This window comes from Streptomyces sp. P6-2-1 (genome assembly GCF_050613165.1).
Classification (GTDB): Bacteria; Actinomycetota; Actinomycetes; order Streptomycetales; family Streptomycetaceae; genus Streptomyces.
In genome coordinates, this window is the sequence record NZ_CP192513.1 from 2,499,983 (window position 1) to 2,515,207 (window position 15,225).

The following is a 15,225-nucleotide window of genomic DNA, read 5'->3' on the forward strand; positions in this document are numbered from 1 at the left end:
CCGACCGTCGACAGGAATGGATCGCGGCAGGCTCCCAATCCTTTCCCCGGAGGGTTCTTCCGTGCCGGCTGGAACGCTGTACCGCGGCCGGGAAGGAATGTGGTCCTGGGTGGCTCATCGAGTCACCGGCGTCCTCATTTTCTTCTTCCTGTTCGTACACGTCCTGGACACCGCGCTCGTGCGTGTCTCCCCCGAGGCGTACGACGACGTCGTTGCCACCTACAAGAATCCGGTCGTCGCGCTGCTGGAGTACGGCCTCGTCGCCGCGATCCTCTTCCACGCGCTCAACGGCCTGCGCATCATCGCCGTCGACTTCTGGTCGAAGGGCCCCCGTCACCAGAAGAAGATGCTGTGGACGGTCCTCGTGGTGTGGGTCGTGCTGATGCTCGGCTCGCTCTACTCCGTCCTCGGCCACGCCGCACGTCAACTGTTCGGGAGCTGACGCGATGTCCACCGAGACCTCCTCCGCGATCGGCCCCGTCGAGGGCGCCTCGCTCTACGACGTCGACAATCCGGCGCCGGTCATCGAGCCGCCCCGGCAGCGCACCAAGAAGACGAAGAAGAACCCGCAGCGCAACTTCGAACTGGCCGCCTGGCTGTTCATGCGCCTGTCGGGCGTCGTCCTGGTCGTCCTCGTCCTCGGGCACCTGCTCATCCAGCTCTTCCTGGACGGCGGGGTGCAGAAGATCGGCTTCGCGTTCGTCGCGGGCCGCTGGGCCTCGCCGTTCTGGCAGGGCTGGGACCTGCTCATGCTGTGGCTCGCGATGCTGCACGGCGGCAACGGCCTGCGCACCGTCATCAACGACTACGCCGAGCGCCCCGCGACCCGCATGTGGCTCAAGGGCCTGCTGTGGGCGGCGACCATCTTCACCGTCCTGCTGGGCACGCTGGTGATCTTCACCTTCGACCCGAACATCCGTTAGAGCCGGGGCCACGAGAATCATGAAGCTGAAGATCCACAAGTACGACACCGTCATCGTCGGCGCCGGTGGCGCGGGCATGCGCGCCGCCATCGAGGCGACCAAGCGCAGCCGTACCGCCGTGCTGACCAAGCTCTACCCCACCCGCTCCCACACCGGCGCGGCGCAGGGCGGCATGGCCGCGGCCCTCGCCAACGTCGAGGAGGACAACTGGGAGTGGCACACCTTCGACACGATCAAGGGCGGTGACTACCTGGTCGACCAGGACGCCGCCGAGATCCTCGCGAAGGAGGCCATCGACTCGGTCCTCGACCTGGAGAAGATGGGCCTGCCGTTCAACCGCACCCCGGACGGCACGATCGACCAGCGCCGCTTCGGCGGGCACACCCGCAACCACGGCGAGGCGCCCGTGCGCCGCTCCTGCTACGCGGCGGACCGCACCGGTCACATGATCCTCCAGACGCTGTACCAGAACTGCGTCAAGGAGGGCGTGGAGTTCTTCAACGAGTTCTACGTGCTCGACCAGCTCCTCACCGAGGTCGACGGCGTCAAGCGCTCGGCCGGTGTCGTGGCGTACGAGCTGGCCACCGGCGAGATCCACGTCTTCCAGGCGAAGTCGGTCATCTACGCCTCCGGCGGGACCGGCAAGTTCTTCAAGGTGACGTCGAACGCGCACACCCTGACGGGTGACGGGCAGGCCGCCGTGTGGCGGCGCGGCCTTCCGCTGGAGGACATGGAGTTCTTCCAGTTCCACCCGACGGGCATCTGGCGCATGGGCATCCTGCTCACCGAGGGCGCGCGCGGCGAGGGCGGCATCCTGCGCAACAAGGACGGCGAGCGCTTCATGGAGAAGTACGCGCCCGTCATGAAGGACCTCGCCTCGCGCGACGTCGTCTCGCGCTCGATCTACACCGAGATCCGCGAGGGCCGCGGCTGCGGCCCCGACGGCGACCACGTGTACCTGGACCTGACCCACCTGCCGCCCGAGCAGCTGGACGCGAAGCTCCCCGACATCACCGAGTTCGCGCGTACGTACCTCGGCATCGAGCCGTACACGGACCCGATCCCGATCCAGCCGACCGCCCACTACGCGATGGGCGGTATCCCGACCAACGTGCAGGGCGAGGTGCTCGCCGACAACACGACGGTCGTGCCCGGGCTGTACGCGGCGGGCGAGGTCGCCTGCGTGTCGGTGCACGGCGCCAACAGGCTCGGCACCAACTCGCTGCTCGACATCAACGTCTTCGGGCGCCGTGCGGGCATCGCCGCGGCCGAGTACGCGCACGCCAACGACTTCGCGCCGCTTCCCGAGGACCCGGAGTCGCAGGTCGTCGCACAGGTCGAGCGGCTGCGGAACTCGACGGGCACCGAGAAGGTCGGCGTACTGCGCAACGAGTTGCAGGAGTGCATGGACGCCAACGTGATGGTGTTCCGCACCGAGCAGACGATCAAGACGGCGGTCGAGAAGATCGCCGAACTGCGCGCCCGCTACAAGAACGTGGCGATCCAGGACAAGGGCCGCCGCTTCAACACCGACCTCCTCGAAGCGATCGAGCTGGGCAACCTGCTCGACCTCGCCGAGGTCATGGCGACCTCCGCGCTCGCCCGCAAGGAGTCGCGCGGCGGTCACTACCGCGAGGACTTCCCCACCCGCGACGACGTCAACTTCATGCGTCACACGATGGCGTACCGCGAGGTCTCCGCCGACGGCACCGAGGCGATCCGCCTCGACTACAAGCCGGTCGTGCAGACCCGCTACCAGCCGATGGAGCGTAAGTACTGATGACTACCGCGATCATGGACAAGGTGGAGGCGGCCGGTGCCGCCTCGGACCACCTCATCACGGTCACCGTGCGGGTCCGCCGGTTCAACCCGGAGGTCTCCGCCGATGTCGTCTGGCAGGACTTCCAGCTCCCGATGGACCCCAAGGAGCGCGTGCTCGACGCCCTCCACAAGATCAAGTGGGAGCAGGACGGCACCCTGACGTTCCGCCGGTCCTGCGCGCACGGGATCTGCGGCTCGGACGCGATGCGGATCAACGGCAAGAACCGCCTCGCGTGCAAGACGCTCATCAAGGACCTGAACCCCGCCAAGCCCATCACGGTCGAGCCCATCAAGGGCCTCACGGTCCTCAAGGACCTCGTGGTGGACATGGAGCCGTTCTTCCAGGCGTACCGCGACGTCATGCCGTTCCTCGTCACGACGGGCAACGAGCCGACCCGCGAGCGGCTCCAGTCCGCGGAGGACCGCGAGCGCTTCGACGACACCACCAAGTGCATCCTGTGCGCCGCGTGCACCTCCTCGTGCCCGGTGTTCTGGAACGACGGCCAGTACTTCGGCCCCGCGGCGATCGTCAACGCGCACCGCTTCATCTTCGACTCGCGCGACGAGGCCGGCAGCCAGCGGCTCGAAATCCTCAACGACCGTGACGGCGTGTGGCGTTGCCGCACCACCTTCAACTGCACCGATGCCTGCCCGCGCGGCATCGAGGTGACGAAGGCGATCCAGGAGGTCAAGCGGGCGCTCATCACGCGCCGCTACTGAGTTCCCGCGGACGTTCGTCGTACGGGGCCGTCGCCCCCCTTGCCGGGGGTGGCGGCCCCGTCGTGTGTCACCATGCTGCTCACCGACTCACCCATATGGGGGACACGTATGAGCACACCGCCGCCCGGGCCCGAGGACAGCAGCCCGTACGCGAAGGGGCCGGGTGGCGCGCCGCAGTGGGGGCCTCCGCCCTCGTACGGCTACCCGCAGCAGCCCCCGGCGCCGGGAGGCGCCCCCTACTTCGGCGGGCCCGCGCCGCTCATCGCGATCGGCGACATCCTGGTCACGCAGACGGAGATCGCGACGCCCGCGGGGACGATGCCGCTCAAGGGCTCGGTGTGGAACGTGGCCGACTTGTCCCGCACCGAGGAGAAGATCAGCCAGGCCGGCATCATCCTCGCGATCATCTTCGGCGTCCTGTTCTGCGGCCTCGGCCTGCTCTTCCTCCTCATGAAGGAGCGCACGACGAGCGGCTTCATCCAGGTGACAGTGACGAGCGCGGGCCACCACCACTCCACGATGCTCCCCGCGCTCGGTCCCTGGAGCTTCCCCCAGGTCATGCAGCAGGTGAACTACGCGCGGTCGCTGAGCGTGTGAGGCGGGGGCGGGGCGGGTGACGGGTCCTCGGGCCCGTACGCCCGCAGCGTCACCTTCCGCAACAGGTCGCTCAGCAGCCGCCGTTCGTCCGCGTCGAGCGCGTGCAGCAGCCGCTCCTCCTCGCCGCCCATCACCTCGATGGCGCCCTGCCACACCGCCCGGCCCTCGTCCGTGAGGTGGACGAGGGTCCTGCGGCGGTCGGTGGCCGAGGGCACCCGGCGCACGTAACCGCGCTGCTCCAGGCCGTCGATACGGCCCGTGACCGAGGCGGGCGCGAGGTCCAGCCCCGAGGCGAGCGCGGAGGGGCTCGCGCCGCCGCCCGCCCCGACGAGCGCGAAGAGCGTGTCGAACTCGTGCGGGGCCAGGTCGTGCGCCGCCAGCCCCCGCGCCTTGACCCGCGCCAGGTGCCCCACGAGTTTCTGCATACGCACGACGGCGCCCTCGATGTCCGGGTCGAGTGCGGGATAGAGCGGTGTCCAGCGCTCGACGTGCGCGTCCACGAGGTCACGGGGCCCTGGAGGCGGCGGCGTTGCGTCCATGTCGGAGCAGCCTACGCGCGTGGGGCCGGACCACGGGTTCAGGTATTTCGGTAGCGAATTATTCGGCGCCGAAGTATCGTACCCGCGCATGTGGCACCTCCTCCTGCGCAACCCCGCCTTCCGCTACCGCTTCGCCGGGAGCGCGCTCTCGCTGCTCGGCGACGCCGTCGTCCCGACCGCGCTCGCGATCGCCGTCCTGCGCATCGACGCCGCCCCCTCCGCACTCGCGCTCGTCCTGGGCTGCACGATGGTCCCGCAGTTACTCGCCCTCCCCCTCGGCGGCGTACTCGGCGACCGGCTCGACCCGCGCACGCTCACCGTCTGCGCGGACCTCGTCCGCTGCCTGACCCAGCTCGTCACCGGCTTCGAACTCCTCGGCGCCACCCCGCACTTGGGCGTGATCGCCGCCTGCGGGGCACTGCGCGGGGTGTCCTCCGCCTTCGCGAGCCCCGCGCAATCGCCCCTCCTCGTCGCCGTCGTGCGCACCGAGGACCTGCACGCGGCCAACTCCCTGATGGGGATCGTCCGTTCGCTGGCCCAGCTGGGCGGCCCCGGGCTCGCGGCCGCCCTCCTCGCCCTCGCGGGCGTCCCCTGGGCCTTCTTCGTCGACGGGCTCGGCTTCGCGCTCAGCGCCGTGCTCCTGCTCTTCGTGCGCGGCGTCGGGCGTCCGCAGGCCACCGCCGAACGCGAGGGTCTGCTGCGGGACTTGTCGGCGGGCTGGCGGGAGGTCCGGGCGCGGCGGTGGTACTGGTCGAGCCTCATCGCCCACGGGCTGTGGAACGGCGCGGCCGCGCTCCTCGCCGTCCTCGGGCCCGTGCTCGCCGTCCGCGACCTCGGCGGCGAGGGCACGTGGCTCGCGGTGGCCCAGGCCGGGACGGCCGGCCTGCTGTGCGGTGCGCTCCTCGCCCACCGCGTGCGCCCGGGCCGCCCCGTCCTGGTCGTCAACCTCGCGTGCGCCTCCTACGGGGCCCCGCTCGCCCTCTTCGCCACGGGCGCCCCCACTGCGTGGATCATCGCCGCGTACGGCCTCTCGATGGTGAGCCTGGGCTTCACCAACCCGGTGTGGGAGACGGTGCTCCAACGGGTCGTCCCGCGCGAGGTGCTGGCCCGCGTCACGTCCTACGACTGGCTGCTGTCGCTGGGCGCGATGCCGCTCGGCTACGTGCTCGGCCCCCTGCTCGCCGGGTGGTGGGGACCGCGCGTGCCGCTCGCGGGCGCGGCGGTCGTGGTCGCCGCTGCCTGTCTGGGCACGGCGCTCGTGCCGGAGGTACGGGGGCTGCGTGTCCCGGGCTTCGGCGGGGAGCCCGCACCCGTACGGGCCCCCTCGCTCACGTGACGGGCGCGCGCCTCACCGCGCCCCTGGCCCCGTGAGCTGGATGAAGCCCACGACGATCCCGAGCACCGCGCAGACGCAGCCGACGATCCCGAGCACGATCGCCGCCGTCGCCATCCCGCGCCCTCCGGCCTCGCCCCGGTCCGCCTTGCGCCCGCCCGCGACGCCGAAGCACAGCGCGAGCACGGGGCCGAGGACGGGCAGCGGGAGCAGGCCGAGCAGGCCGAAGACGAGCCCGGCGAGGGCGAGCCTGTTGGGCCGCGCGTCCGGTTCGGCGGGCGCGGCGGCCTGTGTCCCGTAGTCGACAGTCATGAAACCCGGCTCCACGCTCTCCCACTCTCTCCCGTGCGGCCCGCGTTCGCGCAGGTCAGCGCCGCAACAGTAGAAGGGCGAGATGGACTTTACCGACGGTAACGGTGAAGGCCGGGGCGCGGGTGTGTGACCGCTTCGGGGAGGCGGGGACGGGAGCGCGGGCGCAGACGGGCGATCGCGCCCCGCGAGACGCGTGCCGGGCGGGCCACCGCACTCCGCGAGGCGCGGGCCGGGGGGCCACCGCACTCCGCGAGGCGCGGGCCGGGCGAGCGAGCGGGCGGGCGCGCAGCCCCTCACGCCTCGCCCTTCTCCCTGCGCACGTACGCCACCATCACGTTCGCGTGCCCCTGCCCCATCCCGTGAGCGGTCTTGAGCCAGGTGACGAGTTCGCCGTGCCGGGTGAGGGGCGAGGCGCGGACGAGGCCGAGCCACTCGGCGACGGGGCGGCCGTAGGTGCGCTCGATGGCGGGGAAGTAGGAGGCGGGGCCCTTGGCGGGCGGGACGGGTGCGGTGCTCATGACGTGCGTCCTTTCGCGCGGGTGTGCCGTACGGAAGGGGTGACCGGACCCGCGGGCAAAGTTCATCGGCGCAGCCGTGACGAGTCGGCCCGTATCCCTCAACTCCCGTGCTGTGAAGCTGTGTTGCTACCGAATGACTGTCGCATGACATCCGGCCAAGCACGGCGGGACGGCCTTGTGCGGAGGTGGTGGCGGTCGGGAGTATTCCGTTCGGCGGGGCCCGGCACGGCACGTACCGGGCCACCCCGACGCGGGCTTGTCATGCGCACAACACAACTCGCCCGCGTGCGCGCCGCACCCCCACACCACCATCCACGAGGAGAACCCTTCCGATGGCACCTCAGACAGATCGCCGCCCCCGCACCACCCGCCGCACCCTGGCCGGGCTGAGTGCGGCGGCCGTCGCCGCGCTCGCGCTCAGCACCGTCGTCGCGCTGCCCGCCTCGGCGGCCCCCGAAGGCGTGATCGAGAACGCCGGAGTGGCCGGCTCGGTCTCCGGCAGCTACGTCGTGACGCTCAACGCCGGTGCGCCGAAGGCAGGTTCGGCGGCCGGCAAGGCGCTCGCGAAGAAGTACGGGGCCACCATCGACCGTACGTACTCGGCCGCGCTCAACGGCTACGCGCTGCACCTCGACGAGAGCGCGGCGAAGAGACTCGCGGCGGACCCCGCGGTCGCGAAGGTCACGCAGGACCGCGTGTTCACCGCCGAAGCCACGCAGTCCAACCCGCCGTCCTGGGGCCTGGACCGCATCGACCAGAAGTCCCTTCCGCTGAACGGTAGTTACACCTACCCGGACTCGGCGGGGCAGGGCGTGACGGCGTACGTCATCGACACGGGCGTCCGCATCACGCACCAGGACTTCGGCGGCCGGGCCTCCTACGGCTACGACGCGGTCGACAAGGACAACACGGCGCAGGACGGCAACGGGCACGGCACGCACGTGGCAGCGACGATCGCCGGGACGTCGTTCGGCGTCGCGAAGAAGGCGAAGGTCGTGGGCGTCCGCGTGCTCAACAACGCGGGCTCGGGCACCACGGCGCAGGTCGTCGCGGGGATCGACTGGGTGACGGCCAACGCCGTCAAGCCCGCCGTCGCCAACATGAGCCTCGGCGGCGGCGCCGACTCGACGATCGACGCGGCCGTGCGCCGCTCCATCGCCTCCGGCGTGACGTACGCCGTCGCGGCGGGCAACGAGTCGACGAACGCCTCGACGAAGTCCCCGGCGCGCGTCAGCGAGGCGATCACGGTCGGCGCGACGACGAACACCGACGCGAAGGCCAGCTACTCCAACTACGGCACCGTCGTGGACCTGTTCGCGCCCGGTTCGTCGATCACCTCGGCGTGGGGCACGGGCGACACGACCACCAACACCATCAGCGGCACCTCGATGGCGACCCCGCACGTCGCGGGCGCGGCCGCCGTCTACCTCGCGGGCCACACCTCGGCCACCCCGGCCCAGGTCTCCTCGGCCCTCGTCGCCGGCGCGTCGACGGGCGTCGTCACCAGCCCCGGCTCGGGCAGCCCGAACCGCCTCCTGAACATCGTCCAGTGACACCTTGCGCCACACCATGACGCCTGACGGCCCCCGGGAAGCCCCCGGGGGCCGTCACGGCCGTGCGCGCGCTCAGCCGCTCCCGCCGCCCCGCACCCACCCGGCCTCCCGAGAGCCTCCGTCCTTCCCCGCACGCCCCGAGTCCCCGGCCGCTTCGCTCAGCGCCTCCCGCAGCCGGTCCCTCACCCGTTCCTGGCGCTCGATCCGCCGCTCCAGGACCGCCAGCCGCTCGCGCGCCACCGCGAGGAGACGGGGGGAGGGGGGCGCAGCGAGCACGTCGCCGTCGAGGCACGGCAGGAAGGCACGGGCGTCGTCCAGGGTCAGGCCCGCGTCCAGGAGGTGGCGGATGTTGCGCACGCGGACGAGCGCCGTGTCCGCGTAGTCGCGGTACCCGTTCGCCTCGCGCCGTGAGGTGAGCAGTCCCGCCCGCTCGTAGTGCCGCAGGGCCCGCACGCTCACGCCCGTCCGCCGGGCCACCTCACCGATCCGCATCCCGCGCTCCTCCCTCACGCCACCACCGCCCCGCCGTCCACCGCCCACACCGCTCCCGTCACGAACGCGGCGTCGTGCCCCGCGAGCCGTGTCAGCGCCCACGCGATCTCCTCCGGGCGACCGAGCCGCCCCAGCGGCGTGTGCGCGAGCTGCCACGACCGGAGCGCCGCCCGCCGCGCGGCACTCAGCCCCTGGTGTTCGCCGATCGGTGTGCCGACCGCGCCCGGCGCCACCGCGCACACGCGGATACCGAGCGGGGCCAGTTCGACCGCCCAGCTCCGCGTCAGGCTCTCCAGGCCGGCCTTGGTCGCCGCGTACACCGAACTCCCCGGCCAGGCGCGCCCGTCCACCGACGTCGTCACGTTGAGGACGACGCCGGCGCCGCTCGCCCGCAACGACGGCAGGAGCGCCTGGGTGAGGAAGGCCGGGGCGAGCAGGTTCGTCTCCGTCTGCGCGCGGACCGCCGCCGGGTCGAGGTCCGCGAGCGCCGCCGCGCGCACGATGCCCGCGTTGTGGACGAGGACGTCGAGGTACGGGGTCTCCGCCGCCACCGCCGCCGCGATCCGCGCGGGCCCGTCCGGCGCCGTGATGTCCACGGCGAGCGGCACGACCGCGCCGCCCGTGCCCTCCGCCGTCCCCGCGAGCGGCCCGGGGCCGCGGCCCACCGCCCACACCCGGGCCCCCTCGGCCGCGAAGGCGCGGGCCGTCGCGCGGCCGATACCCGTACCGGCTCCGGTGACCAGGACGGTACGGGGGCGGGGGGCGGTCTTCTCCGGTGTCGTCATGCCCGCACTCTGCGACCCTGCCGCCAGTGTCAGGGTCAAGGCCGCACGCCCGCGCGGCCGCCAGGCAGCTCGCGCCGCCTCATGCCCGCGCCGCCGCACGCCCGCGCCGCCGCACGCCCGCGCCGCCTCACGCCCGCGCCGCCGCCAGCGTCATCACCGTGATGTCCGACGGCGCCCCCACGCGGACCGGTGGCCCCCACGCCCCCGCCCCGCGTGTCACGTAGAGCGTCGTGTCGCCGTAGTGGTCGAGTCCGGCGACCGTGGGGTTGGCGGCGCGGGCGAGGAGGTTGCCGGGGAAGAGCTGGCCGCCGTGGGTGTGCCCGGAGAGCTGGAGGTCCACGCCGTGCTTGACCGCCTCGTGGATCATCACCGGCTGATGGGCCATGAGGACGGAGGCGCGGTCCGGGTCGCGGTCGCCGAGGGCCTTCCGGTAGTCGGGGGCCGCGTGGTGGTCCTCGCCGGAGATGTCGTTGACGCCCGCCAGGTCGAAGCCCGGCAGTTCCACGCGCGCGTTCTCCAGCGGGCGCAGGCCCAGCTCCCGCACCTCGTCGATCCACTCGTCCGCGCCCGAGTAGTACTCGTGGTTCCCCGTGACGAAGTACGCGCCGTGCCGCGCGCGCAGGTCGCTCAGCGGTTGCGCCGCGTGCCCCAGCTGCGCCACCGAGCCGTCCACGAGGTCACCGACCACCGCCACGGCGTCCGGCTGGGCGCCGTTGATCGTGTCCACGATCCGCCGCGTGTGCGCGTGCCCCAGGATCGGGCCGAGGTGGATGTCGCTCACGACCGCGATCCGGAAGCCGTGCGCGGAGCGCGGCAGCTTGGCGAGCGGGATCGTGACGTGTTTCAGGCGCGGGCCGCGCAGTACGCCGTACGCCCCGTAGCCGACCGTGCCGAGCGCCGCCGCGCCCGCGGCGCCGCCGACGATCCGCGAGACGAAGAGACGGCGGGAGGGGGCGAGGGCGGGACGCGGACGCGAGGTCTCCGAACGCGGACGCTCCGGATGCGGGGTCTCCGGCCGCGGGGTCTCCGGCCGCGGGGGCTCCTCCCGCCCCGGCCCGGACTCCCCCGCGGCCGCCGGTACGGGCCCCGGCTCCCCCACGGCCGCCGGGACGGCCTCCGGTACGGCGCCCGCCTCACCCTCCCGGCCGTACCGCCCCCGTATCACCCGAAAGAGCAGAAGGCGCGGCAACTCGCCGATCGCCACCGCCATGAGCAGGTACAGCGCGAGCGCCGCCCACAGGTACCCCGGCCAGGCCACGAGGCGCAGCACCCCGAAAGGGAGCCCGCGCGAGCCCGCGAAGGCGGCGAGCATGAGCACGGGGGCCGCGACGAAGAAGACCGTGCCCACGGTGCGGGCCGGGCCGGGGCCGCGCGTCGTGTCGCGGACGAGGCGGCGCCACAGGTACCAGTGGGCCAGGCCGAGGAGCGCGAGCACGAGCAGCAGGGCCGCGCCGAAGAGGATCACCATGCCGCGTCAACGGCCGGTCGGCGCCGCCTGGTTCCCGTATCGGCGCGGAGGGTCACACCGGAAGATCACGTTTCCGCAGCGCGCGCAGTCCCCGGAACCCGATGGCGCCTACAACCGTCCCCAGAAGGAAGGAGACGACCGCCAGCAGCAGGTGGACCCAGAAATAGGTGGTGGGGTCGCCGGCGTCGTCGAAGGCGAGACCGCTGCCGTCTTTCCACAAGTTCTTGGCGAAAGTGATCCAGATGATCCAGCTCCACACCCCGAACACGAGCAGGAACCAGGAGACCGGGCGGCTGAGCTTCATGGGCCCAGTATCGCGCCGGGCCCTCCGCGCCCTGCGCCGGGGTGCGGACAAGACGGCCGATGCGGGACGAATCACGCGCGAGCGTCCGGGGCGGTACGCGACCGCTGAGCCGGTACGGGCCGAGGAACCGGTACGGGCCGAGGAACCGGTACGGGCCGAGGAACCGGTGCGGGCCGAGGAACCGGTGCGCGGCGGGCGGCCGCCCGCCCGCCGCGCAAGCCCCCGCGCCGCCGACCCGGCGCCGTGCCGCCCGAACGGCCGACGCGCCACCGCGCTCCGCCTCCCCCGTTCGGCAGCCCCCTCCGCCCCCTCCCCGGTTGCCACCGATGACAGCACAGGTACGTTCCTGAACGTGTCCGCTACGAAAAAGCGCGTACCGGTGCTCTCCCTGACCGCCTGCGCTGCCGCCGCCGCCCTGTCCCTCTCCGTGGCCGTGAGCCCCGCCCTGGCCGACTCGGGCAACGGCTCCGCGAGCCCCCGCCCTCCCGCCCACACCTCCACGACGGGCGGGGCGCGGCTCGCGCTGCCCGGCACGCAGGTCGCGCCGGGCACGGGGGCGCCCAAGCTGCCGAAGAAGCTCACCGCGCGCTCCTGGCTCGTCGCCGACGCCGAGTCGGGCGAGATCCTCGCCGCGCACAACCCGCACTGGAAGCTCGCCCCCGCGAGCACCCTGAAGATGCTCTTCGCCGACACGCTGCTGCCGAAGTTCGCCAAGGACAAGGTGCACCAGGTCACGCTGAAGGACCTCGACGGGATCGGCGAGGGCTCCAGCCTCGTCGGCATCAAGGAGGACCTGCCCTACTCGGTGCACGACCTGTGGCTGGGGGTCTTCCTGCGCTCGGGCAACGACGCGGTCCACGTCCTGTCCTCGATGAACAACGGTGTCGCGCAGACCGTCAGGGACATGCAGGCGCGGGCGCACGAGCTGCAAGCGAACGACACGCACGTCGTCACGCCCGACGGCTACGACGCGAAGGGCCAGGTGTCGAGCGCGTACGACCTCACGCTCTTCGCCCGCGACGGCCTCCAGAACGCCGACTTCCGCGAGTACTGCTCGACGGCCGAGGCCCAGTTCCCCGGTGAGTTCGCCAAGAAAAAGAAGAAGGACAAGAAGCAGGCGGGGGACGGGCAGGCCGGGCCCGAGCGGCAGCCGCGCGAGCACTTCGGCATCCAGAACACCAACCGCCTGCTCACCGGCGCCTACGACCTCCAGCCCTACAAGGGCATCGCGGGCGTCAAGAACGGCAACACGACCAACGCGGGCGCGACCTACACGGCGTACGCGCAGCGCGGCGACCGCAAGCTCCTCGTGACGGTCATGCACCCCGAGTACGACGAGACCCAGGCCGTCTACCGCGAGGCCGCGCGCCTGCTCGACTGGGGCTTCGCCGCCGACGGCAAGGTCACCCCCGTCGGCGAGCTGGTCCCGCCGCGCAGCGTCGAAGCCGAGCGCGCCAAGGCGAGCAAGGACGCCGCCGCCGCGGAGCGGGCGGCCGGGGGCAAGGGCAGCGGGGGCGCGGCGAGCGCGGCAGGACCCGACACGGGCTCCGGCGGCCTCGGCACCGCGCTCGCGGTCAGCGGCGGCGTCCTCGTCGTCCTCGCGGGCGTCGTCTTCGTCGTCCGCCGCCGACGCCCCCTGCCCGCGGCCCCCGGGCTGAGCGGCGGCAGCGGTACGGGGCCCGCCGAGGGACCCGACGAGGCCGGTACGGACCAGGGCGCGCCCCCGCGCCCCTGAGACCCCCGCGCCCCTGAGACCCCCGCGCCCCGTTCAGCCCCCCGCTCCCCCCGTCGCGCGCGACGCCCCCGACGGCCGCCCCCTCTTGCGGAGGCGGCCGTCCGCTTCCGCCGTGGCTCCCGGCTCCGCGGCCGCCGTCAGACCCGCTTCCTCGGCCTCCTCGGCGCGCTCGCTCTCGGCCACCTCCGCGCGTCCCTCGACCGCCGTCCACGCCGCGCAGTACAGGAGCAGCTTCGCGGTGAAGTTGATCCACAGCAGGAGGGCGATCGGGACGCCGAAGACGCCGTACATGTTCTTCGAGGCGACGCCCGAGATGTAGCCGCCGATCAGCAGCTTCAGCAGTTCGAAGCCGATCGCGCCGATCAGCGCGGCGAAGACGAGGCGGCGGCGCCGGGGGTGGACGCGGGGCAGCAGGCTCAGGACGTAGAGCAGGAGCAGGAAGTCGGTGCCGACGGCGACGGCGAAGGACAGGGCACGCAGCAGGACGCCGCCCGCGCCGTGCTCCGCGATGCCGAGCTGGCGGGCCGTCCAGCCGATCGCCGTCGAGGAGGCCGCCGAGGCGATGACGGTGACGAGCCCGGCGACACCGAGGCCGATCAGGACGCCCGTGTCCCGCACCTTGGCCAGGAAGAAGTTCCCCGGGTCCTCGGGCAGCCGCCACACCGCGCGCAGCGACTCCCGCATCGAACCGACCCAGTTGATGCCCGTGAAGAGCAGCGCCGCACCGGCCACGACCCCGACCGTGCCCGCGTTCTGGACGAGTCCTTGCAGGTCGAGCTGGTCCGCGATGCCGGGGACCTGCTCCTTGACCCGGGATTCGAGGTCGTGGACGCGGTCCTGCCCGAAGGCACCGGCGACGACAGCGACCGCGACGGTGAGGAGCGGGAAGAGCGCGAGGAAGCTCGTGAAGGTCATCGCCGCCGCGAGCCGCGCCCACCGCACGTCGTCGAGCCGCTCGTAGCAGCGCCAGGCGTGGGTGCGCATGAGCCGCGCCCACCACGCCCCGATCACCGGCAGTCTCGTGAGCCAGTCCATAGGTGTTGTCCGCCCCTCCCGAGCGCCGTGCTGTCCGCCTACCCCGTACCTGGCCAGGTCACCGGGGGGTCTGGCCACCATGTGCCCCGGCGGGGGGCGGCACAGTCCGGCGGGGCGGGAGCGGACCCGTGCGGTAGCCCGATACGGTGAGTTTTCGGTCGGTTTGGGGGTATTCCTGATGCGCTGGGCGATACGGTCACCGCGCGCCCGCCGCACACCCCCGTGCGCGCACCCCACCCCGAGGAGTACGCCATGCAGGACCCGATCGGCCCGCCCCGTTCACTGCTGCTGCTCGGCGGCACGTCGGAGCTGGGGCTCGCCACCGCGCGCCGCATGATCGGCCGCCGCACCCGCACCGTGTGGCTCGCCGGCCGCCCGGGCCCCGCGCTCGACGCGGCGGCCGCCGAGCTGCGCGCCCTCGGCGCGAGGACGCACACGGTCGACTTCGACGCGCTCGACCCCGCCTCGCACGCCGAGGTGCTCGGCAAGGTCTTCGCCGAGGGGCCCGTCGATCTCGTACTCCTCGCCTTCGGCCTCGCGGGCGACCAGCTCAACGACGAGGCCGACCCCGCCGCCGCGGCACGCGTCGCCGCGACGAACTACACGGGCGCCGTCTCGGCGGGCCTCGTGTGCGGGATGGGGCTCCAGGCGCAGGGGCACGGGGCACTCGTCGTGCTCTCCTCGGTCGCGGGCGAGCGCGTGCGGCGCGGGGACTTCATCTTCGGTTCGTCGAAGGCGGGGCTCGACGCCTTCGCGCAGGGGCTCGGCGACGCGCTGTACGGGACGGGCGTGCGCGTCCTCGTCGTGCGGCCCGGGGTCGTGCGCAGCCGCCGTCAGGACGCGCTCGTGCCGGAGGAGTACGCGAACGGGGTGCTCGGCCTCGAAGGCCCCTTCGCGACGACGCCGGAGGCGGTCGCCGAGGCCGTGGAGCGCGGGCTGCGACGCGGCAGCGAGACGGTGTGGGTCCCCGCGGCGCTGCGCCCGGTCATGGCCGGGCTGCGGCACGTCCCGCGCCCGCTCTTCCGGCGACTGCCCGTCTGACCGGGGGACGGGACACCCGACCCGGGGACGGGACCTCTGATCCGGGGGA

The 15,225-nt window shown here is 72.9% G+C and carries 17 protein-coding genes; 9 read left to right on the forward strand and 8 right to left on the reverse strand.

Annotated elements, in window-relative coordinates; genetic code table 11:
• Positions 1 to 61 precede the first annotated feature (61 nt).
• From sdhC to ACQYWQ_RS10765, 5 genes are all read left to right on the forward strand, one after another.
• The gene (gene sdhC, locus ACQYWQ_RS10745) at positions 62 to 442 is read left to right on the forward strand and encodes a succinate dehydrogenase, cytochrome b556 subunit (protein WP_431034077.1); all 381 of its coding nucleotides are present in this window, start codon (positions 62 to 64) and stop codon (positions 440 to 442) included.
• Positions 443 to 446: 4 nt separating this feature from the next.
• Complete coding sequence (locus ACQYWQ_RS10750; RefSeq protein WP_431034078.1) at positions 447 to 923, forward strand: succinate dehydrogenase hydrophobic membrane anchor subunit; 477 nt, start codon at positions 447 to 449, stop codon at positions 921 to 923.
• A 25-nt stretch (positions 924 to 948) separates the two neighbouring features.
• Entirely contained in the window at positions 949 to 2,703 is a 1,755-nt protein-coding gene (gene sdhA, locus ACQYWQ_RS10755) for a succinate dehydrogenase flavoprotein subunit (protein WP_431039142.1), read from the forward strand.
• A complete protein-coding gene (locus tag ACQYWQ_RS10760) occupies positions 2,703 to 3,464 on the forward strand; it encodes a succinate dehydrogenase iron-sulfur subunit (protein ID WP_431034080.1) in 762 nt (253 codons plus the stop codon). Before sdhA ends, ACQYWQ_RS10760 begins: the two co-directional genes overlap by 1 nt.
• 108 nt (positions 3,465 to 3,572) lie before the next feature.
• On the forward strand, positions 3,573 to 4,061 hold the full coding sequence (locus ACQYWQ_RS10765) for a hypothetical protein (RefSeq protein WP_431034082.1): 489 nt from the start codon (positions 3,573 to 3,575) through the stop codon (positions 4,059 to 4,061).
• Here the strand turns inward: ACQYWQ_RS10765 and ACQYWQ_RS10770 are convergent.
• A complete protein-coding gene (locus ACQYWQ_RS10770; RefSeq protein ID WP_431034083.1) occupies positions 4,037 to 4,600 on the reverse strand; it encodes a MarR family winged helix-turn-helix transcriptional regulator in 564 nt (187 codons plus the stop codon). The genes ACQYWQ_RS10765 and ACQYWQ_RS10770 overlap by 25 nt on opposite strands.
• An 88-nt stretch (positions 4,601 to 4,688) precedes the next feature.
• Here ACQYWQ_RS10770 and ACQYWQ_RS10775 point away from each other — a divergent pair, with 88 nt between their 5' ends.
• Positions 4,689 to 5,936, forward strand: coding sequence for an MFS transporter (locus tag ACQYWQ_RS10775; RefSeq protein ID WP_431034084.1), 1,248 nt, complete (start codon positions 4,689 to 4,691; stop codon positions 5,934 to 5,936).
• 12 nt (positions 5,937 to 5,948) lie between these two features.
• Here the strand turns inward: ACQYWQ_RS10775 and ACQYWQ_RS10780 are convergent, their stop codons facing one another.
• Together ACQYWQ_RS10780 and ACQYWQ_RS10785 are read right to left on the reverse strand one after the other, a co-directional pair.
• Positions 5,949 to 6,245, reverse strand: a complete 297-nt coding sequence (locus tag ACQYWQ_RS10780; RefSeq protein WP_431034085.1) for a DUF4190 domain-containing protein — start codon at positions 6,243 to 6,245, stop codon at positions 5,949 to 5,951.
• A gap of 293 nt (positions 6,246 to 6,538) precedes the next feature.
• Positions 6,539 to 6,763, reverse strand: coding sequence for a DUF4287 domain-containing protein (locus ACQYWQ_RS10785; RefSeq protein ID WP_431034086.1), 225 nt, complete (start codon positions 6,761 to 6,763; stop codon positions 6,539 to 6,541).
• A gap of 332 nt (positions 6,764 to 7,095) precedes the next feature.
• Between ACQYWQ_RS10785 and ACQYWQ_RS10790 the strand changes: the two genes are divergently transcribed.
• Positions 7,096 to 8,316 (forward strand): S8 family peptidase, encoded by a 1,221-nt coding sequence (locus ACQYWQ_RS10790; RefSeq protein WP_431034087.1) that lies wholly within the window; start codon positions 7,096 to 7,098, stop codon positions 8,314 to 8,316.
• Positions 8,317 to 8,388: 72 nt separating this feature from the next.
• Here the strand turns inward: ACQYWQ_RS10790 and ACQYWQ_RS10795 are convergent, their stop codons facing one another.
• The 4 genes from ACQYWQ_RS10795 to ACQYWQ_RS10810 all read right to left on the reverse strand — a co-directional run bounded on the left by ACQYWQ_RS10795 (position 8,389) and on the right by ACQYWQ_RS10810 (position 11,365).
• Positions 8,389 to 8,808 carry a MerR family transcriptional regulator gene (locus ACQYWQ_RS10795; protein WP_431034089.1) on the reverse strand — a complete coding sequence of 140 codons (420 nt, stop codon included), beginning with the start codon at positions 8,806 to 8,808 and terminating at the stop codon, positions 8,389 to 8,391.
• Between the two features lie 14 nt (positions 8,809 to 8,822).
• Entirely contained in the window at positions 8,823 to 9,593 is a 771-nt protein-coding gene (locus ACQYWQ_RS10800) for an SDR family NAD(P)-dependent oxidoreductase (protein WP_431034090.1), read from the reverse strand.
• Between the two features lie 127 nt (positions 9,594 to 9,720).
• Positions 9,721 to 11,061, reverse strand: a complete 1,341-nt coding sequence (locus ACQYWQ_RS10805) for a metallophosphoesterase (protein WP_431034092.1) — start codon at positions 11,059 to 11,061, stop codon at positions 9,721 to 9,723.
• Between the two features lie 52 nt (positions 11,062 to 11,113).
• Positions 11,114 to 11,365, reverse strand: coding sequence for an SCO4848 family membrane protein (locus tag ACQYWQ_RS10810; protein WP_431034093.1), 252 nt, complete (start codon positions 11,363 to 11,365; stop codon positions 11,114 to 11,116).
• A gap of 379 nt (positions 11,366 to 11,744) precedes the next feature.
• Between ACQYWQ_RS10810 and ACQYWQ_RS10815 the strand changes: the two genes are divergently transcribed.
• Positions 11,745 to 13,100, forward strand: a complete 1,356-nt coding sequence (locus ACQYWQ_RS10815; protein WP_431039143.1) for a D-alanyl-D-alanine carboxypeptidase family protein — start codon at positions 11,745 to 11,747, stop codon at positions 13,098 to 13,100.
• A gap of 33 nt (positions 13,101 to 13,133) precedes the next feature.
• On the opposite strand, the gene ACQYWQ_RS10820 is transcribed toward ACQYWQ_RS10815, so the two are convergent.
• On the reverse strand, positions 13,134 to 14,135 hold the full coding sequence (locus ACQYWQ_RS10820; protein WP_431034094.1) for a YihY/virulence factor BrkB family protein: 1,002 nt from the start codon (positions 14,133 to 14,135) through the stop codon (positions 13,134 to 13,136).
• Between the two features lie 252 nt (positions 14,136 to 14,387).
• Between ACQYWQ_RS10820 and ACQYWQ_RS10825 the strand changes: the two genes are divergently transcribed.
• Positions 14,388 to 15,176 (forward strand): decaprenylphospho-beta-D-erythro-pentofuranosid-2-ulose 2-reductase, encoded by a 789-nt coding sequence (locus ACQYWQ_RS10825; protein WP_431034095.1) that lies wholly within the window; start codon positions 14,388 to 14,390, stop codon positions 15,174 to 15,176.
• Positions 15,177 to 15,225: the final 49 nt, after the last annotated feature.

What these genes read in the sequence shown, in the direction of transcription:
- ACQYWQ_RS10750 (WP_431034078.1), top strand. Translation starts at nt 447, where the DNA reads ATGTCCACCGAGACCTCCTCCGCGATCGGCCCCGTCGAGGGCGCCTCG.
- ACQYWQ_RS10760 (WP_431034080.1), top strand. Translation starts at nt 2,703, where the DNA reads ATGACTACCGCGATCATGGACAAGGTGGAGGCGGCCGGTGCCGCCTCG.
- ACQYWQ_RS10765 (WP_431034082.1), top strand. Translation starts at nt 3,573, where the DNA reads ATGAGCACACCGCCGCCCGGGCCCGAGGACAGCAGCCCGTACGCGAAG.
- ACQYWQ_RS10770 (WP_431034083.1), bottom strand. Translation starts at nt 4,600, where the DNA reads ATGGACGCAACGCCGCCGCCTCCAGGGCCCCGTGACCTCGTGGACGCG.
- ACQYWQ_RS10775 (WP_431034084.1), top strand. Translation starts at nt 4,689, where the DNA reads ATGTGGCACCTCCTCCTGCGCAACCCCGCCTTCCGCTACCGCTTCGCC.
- ACQYWQ_RS10780 (WP_431034085.1), bottom strand. Translation starts at nt 6,245, where the DNA reads ATGACTGTCGACTACGGGACACAGGCCGCCGCGCCCGCCGAACCGGAC.
- ACQYWQ_RS10785 (WP_431034086.1), bottom strand. Translation starts at nt 6,763, where the DNA reads ATGAGCACCGCACCCGTCCCGCCCGCCAAGGGCCCCGCCTCCTACTTC.
- ACQYWQ_RS10790 (WP_431034087.1), top strand. Translation starts at nt 7,096, where the DNA reads ATGGCACCTCAGACAGATCGCCGCCCCCGCACCACCCGCCGCACCCTG.
- ACQYWQ_RS10795 (WP_431034089.1), bottom strand. Translation starts at nt 8,808, where the DNA reads ATGCGGATCGGTGAGGTGGCCCGGCGGACGGGCGTGAGCGTGCGGGCC.
- ACQYWQ_RS10800 (WP_431034090.1), bottom strand. Translation starts at nt 9,593, where the DNA reads ATGACGACACCGGAGAAGACCGCCCCCCGCCCCCGTACCGTCCTGGTC.
- ACQYWQ_RS10805 (WP_431034092.1), bottom strand. Translation starts at nt 11,061, where the DNA reads ATGGTGATCCTCTTCGGCGCGGCCCTGCTGCTCGTGCTCGCGCTCCTC.
- ACQYWQ_RS10810 (WP_431034093.1), bottom strand. Translation starts at nt 11,365, where the DNA reads ATGAAGCTCAGCCGCCCGGTCTCCTGGTTCCTGCTCGTGTTCGGGGTG.
- ACQYWQ_RS10820 (WP_431034094.1), bottom strand. Translation starts at nt 14,135, where the DNA reads ATGGACTGGCTCACGAGACTGCCGGTGATCGGGGCGTGGTGGGCGCGG.
- ACQYWQ_RS10825 (WP_431034095.1), top strand. Translation starts at nt 14,388, where the DNA reads ATGCAGGACCCGATCGGCCCGCCCCGTTCACTGCTGCTGCTCGGCGGC.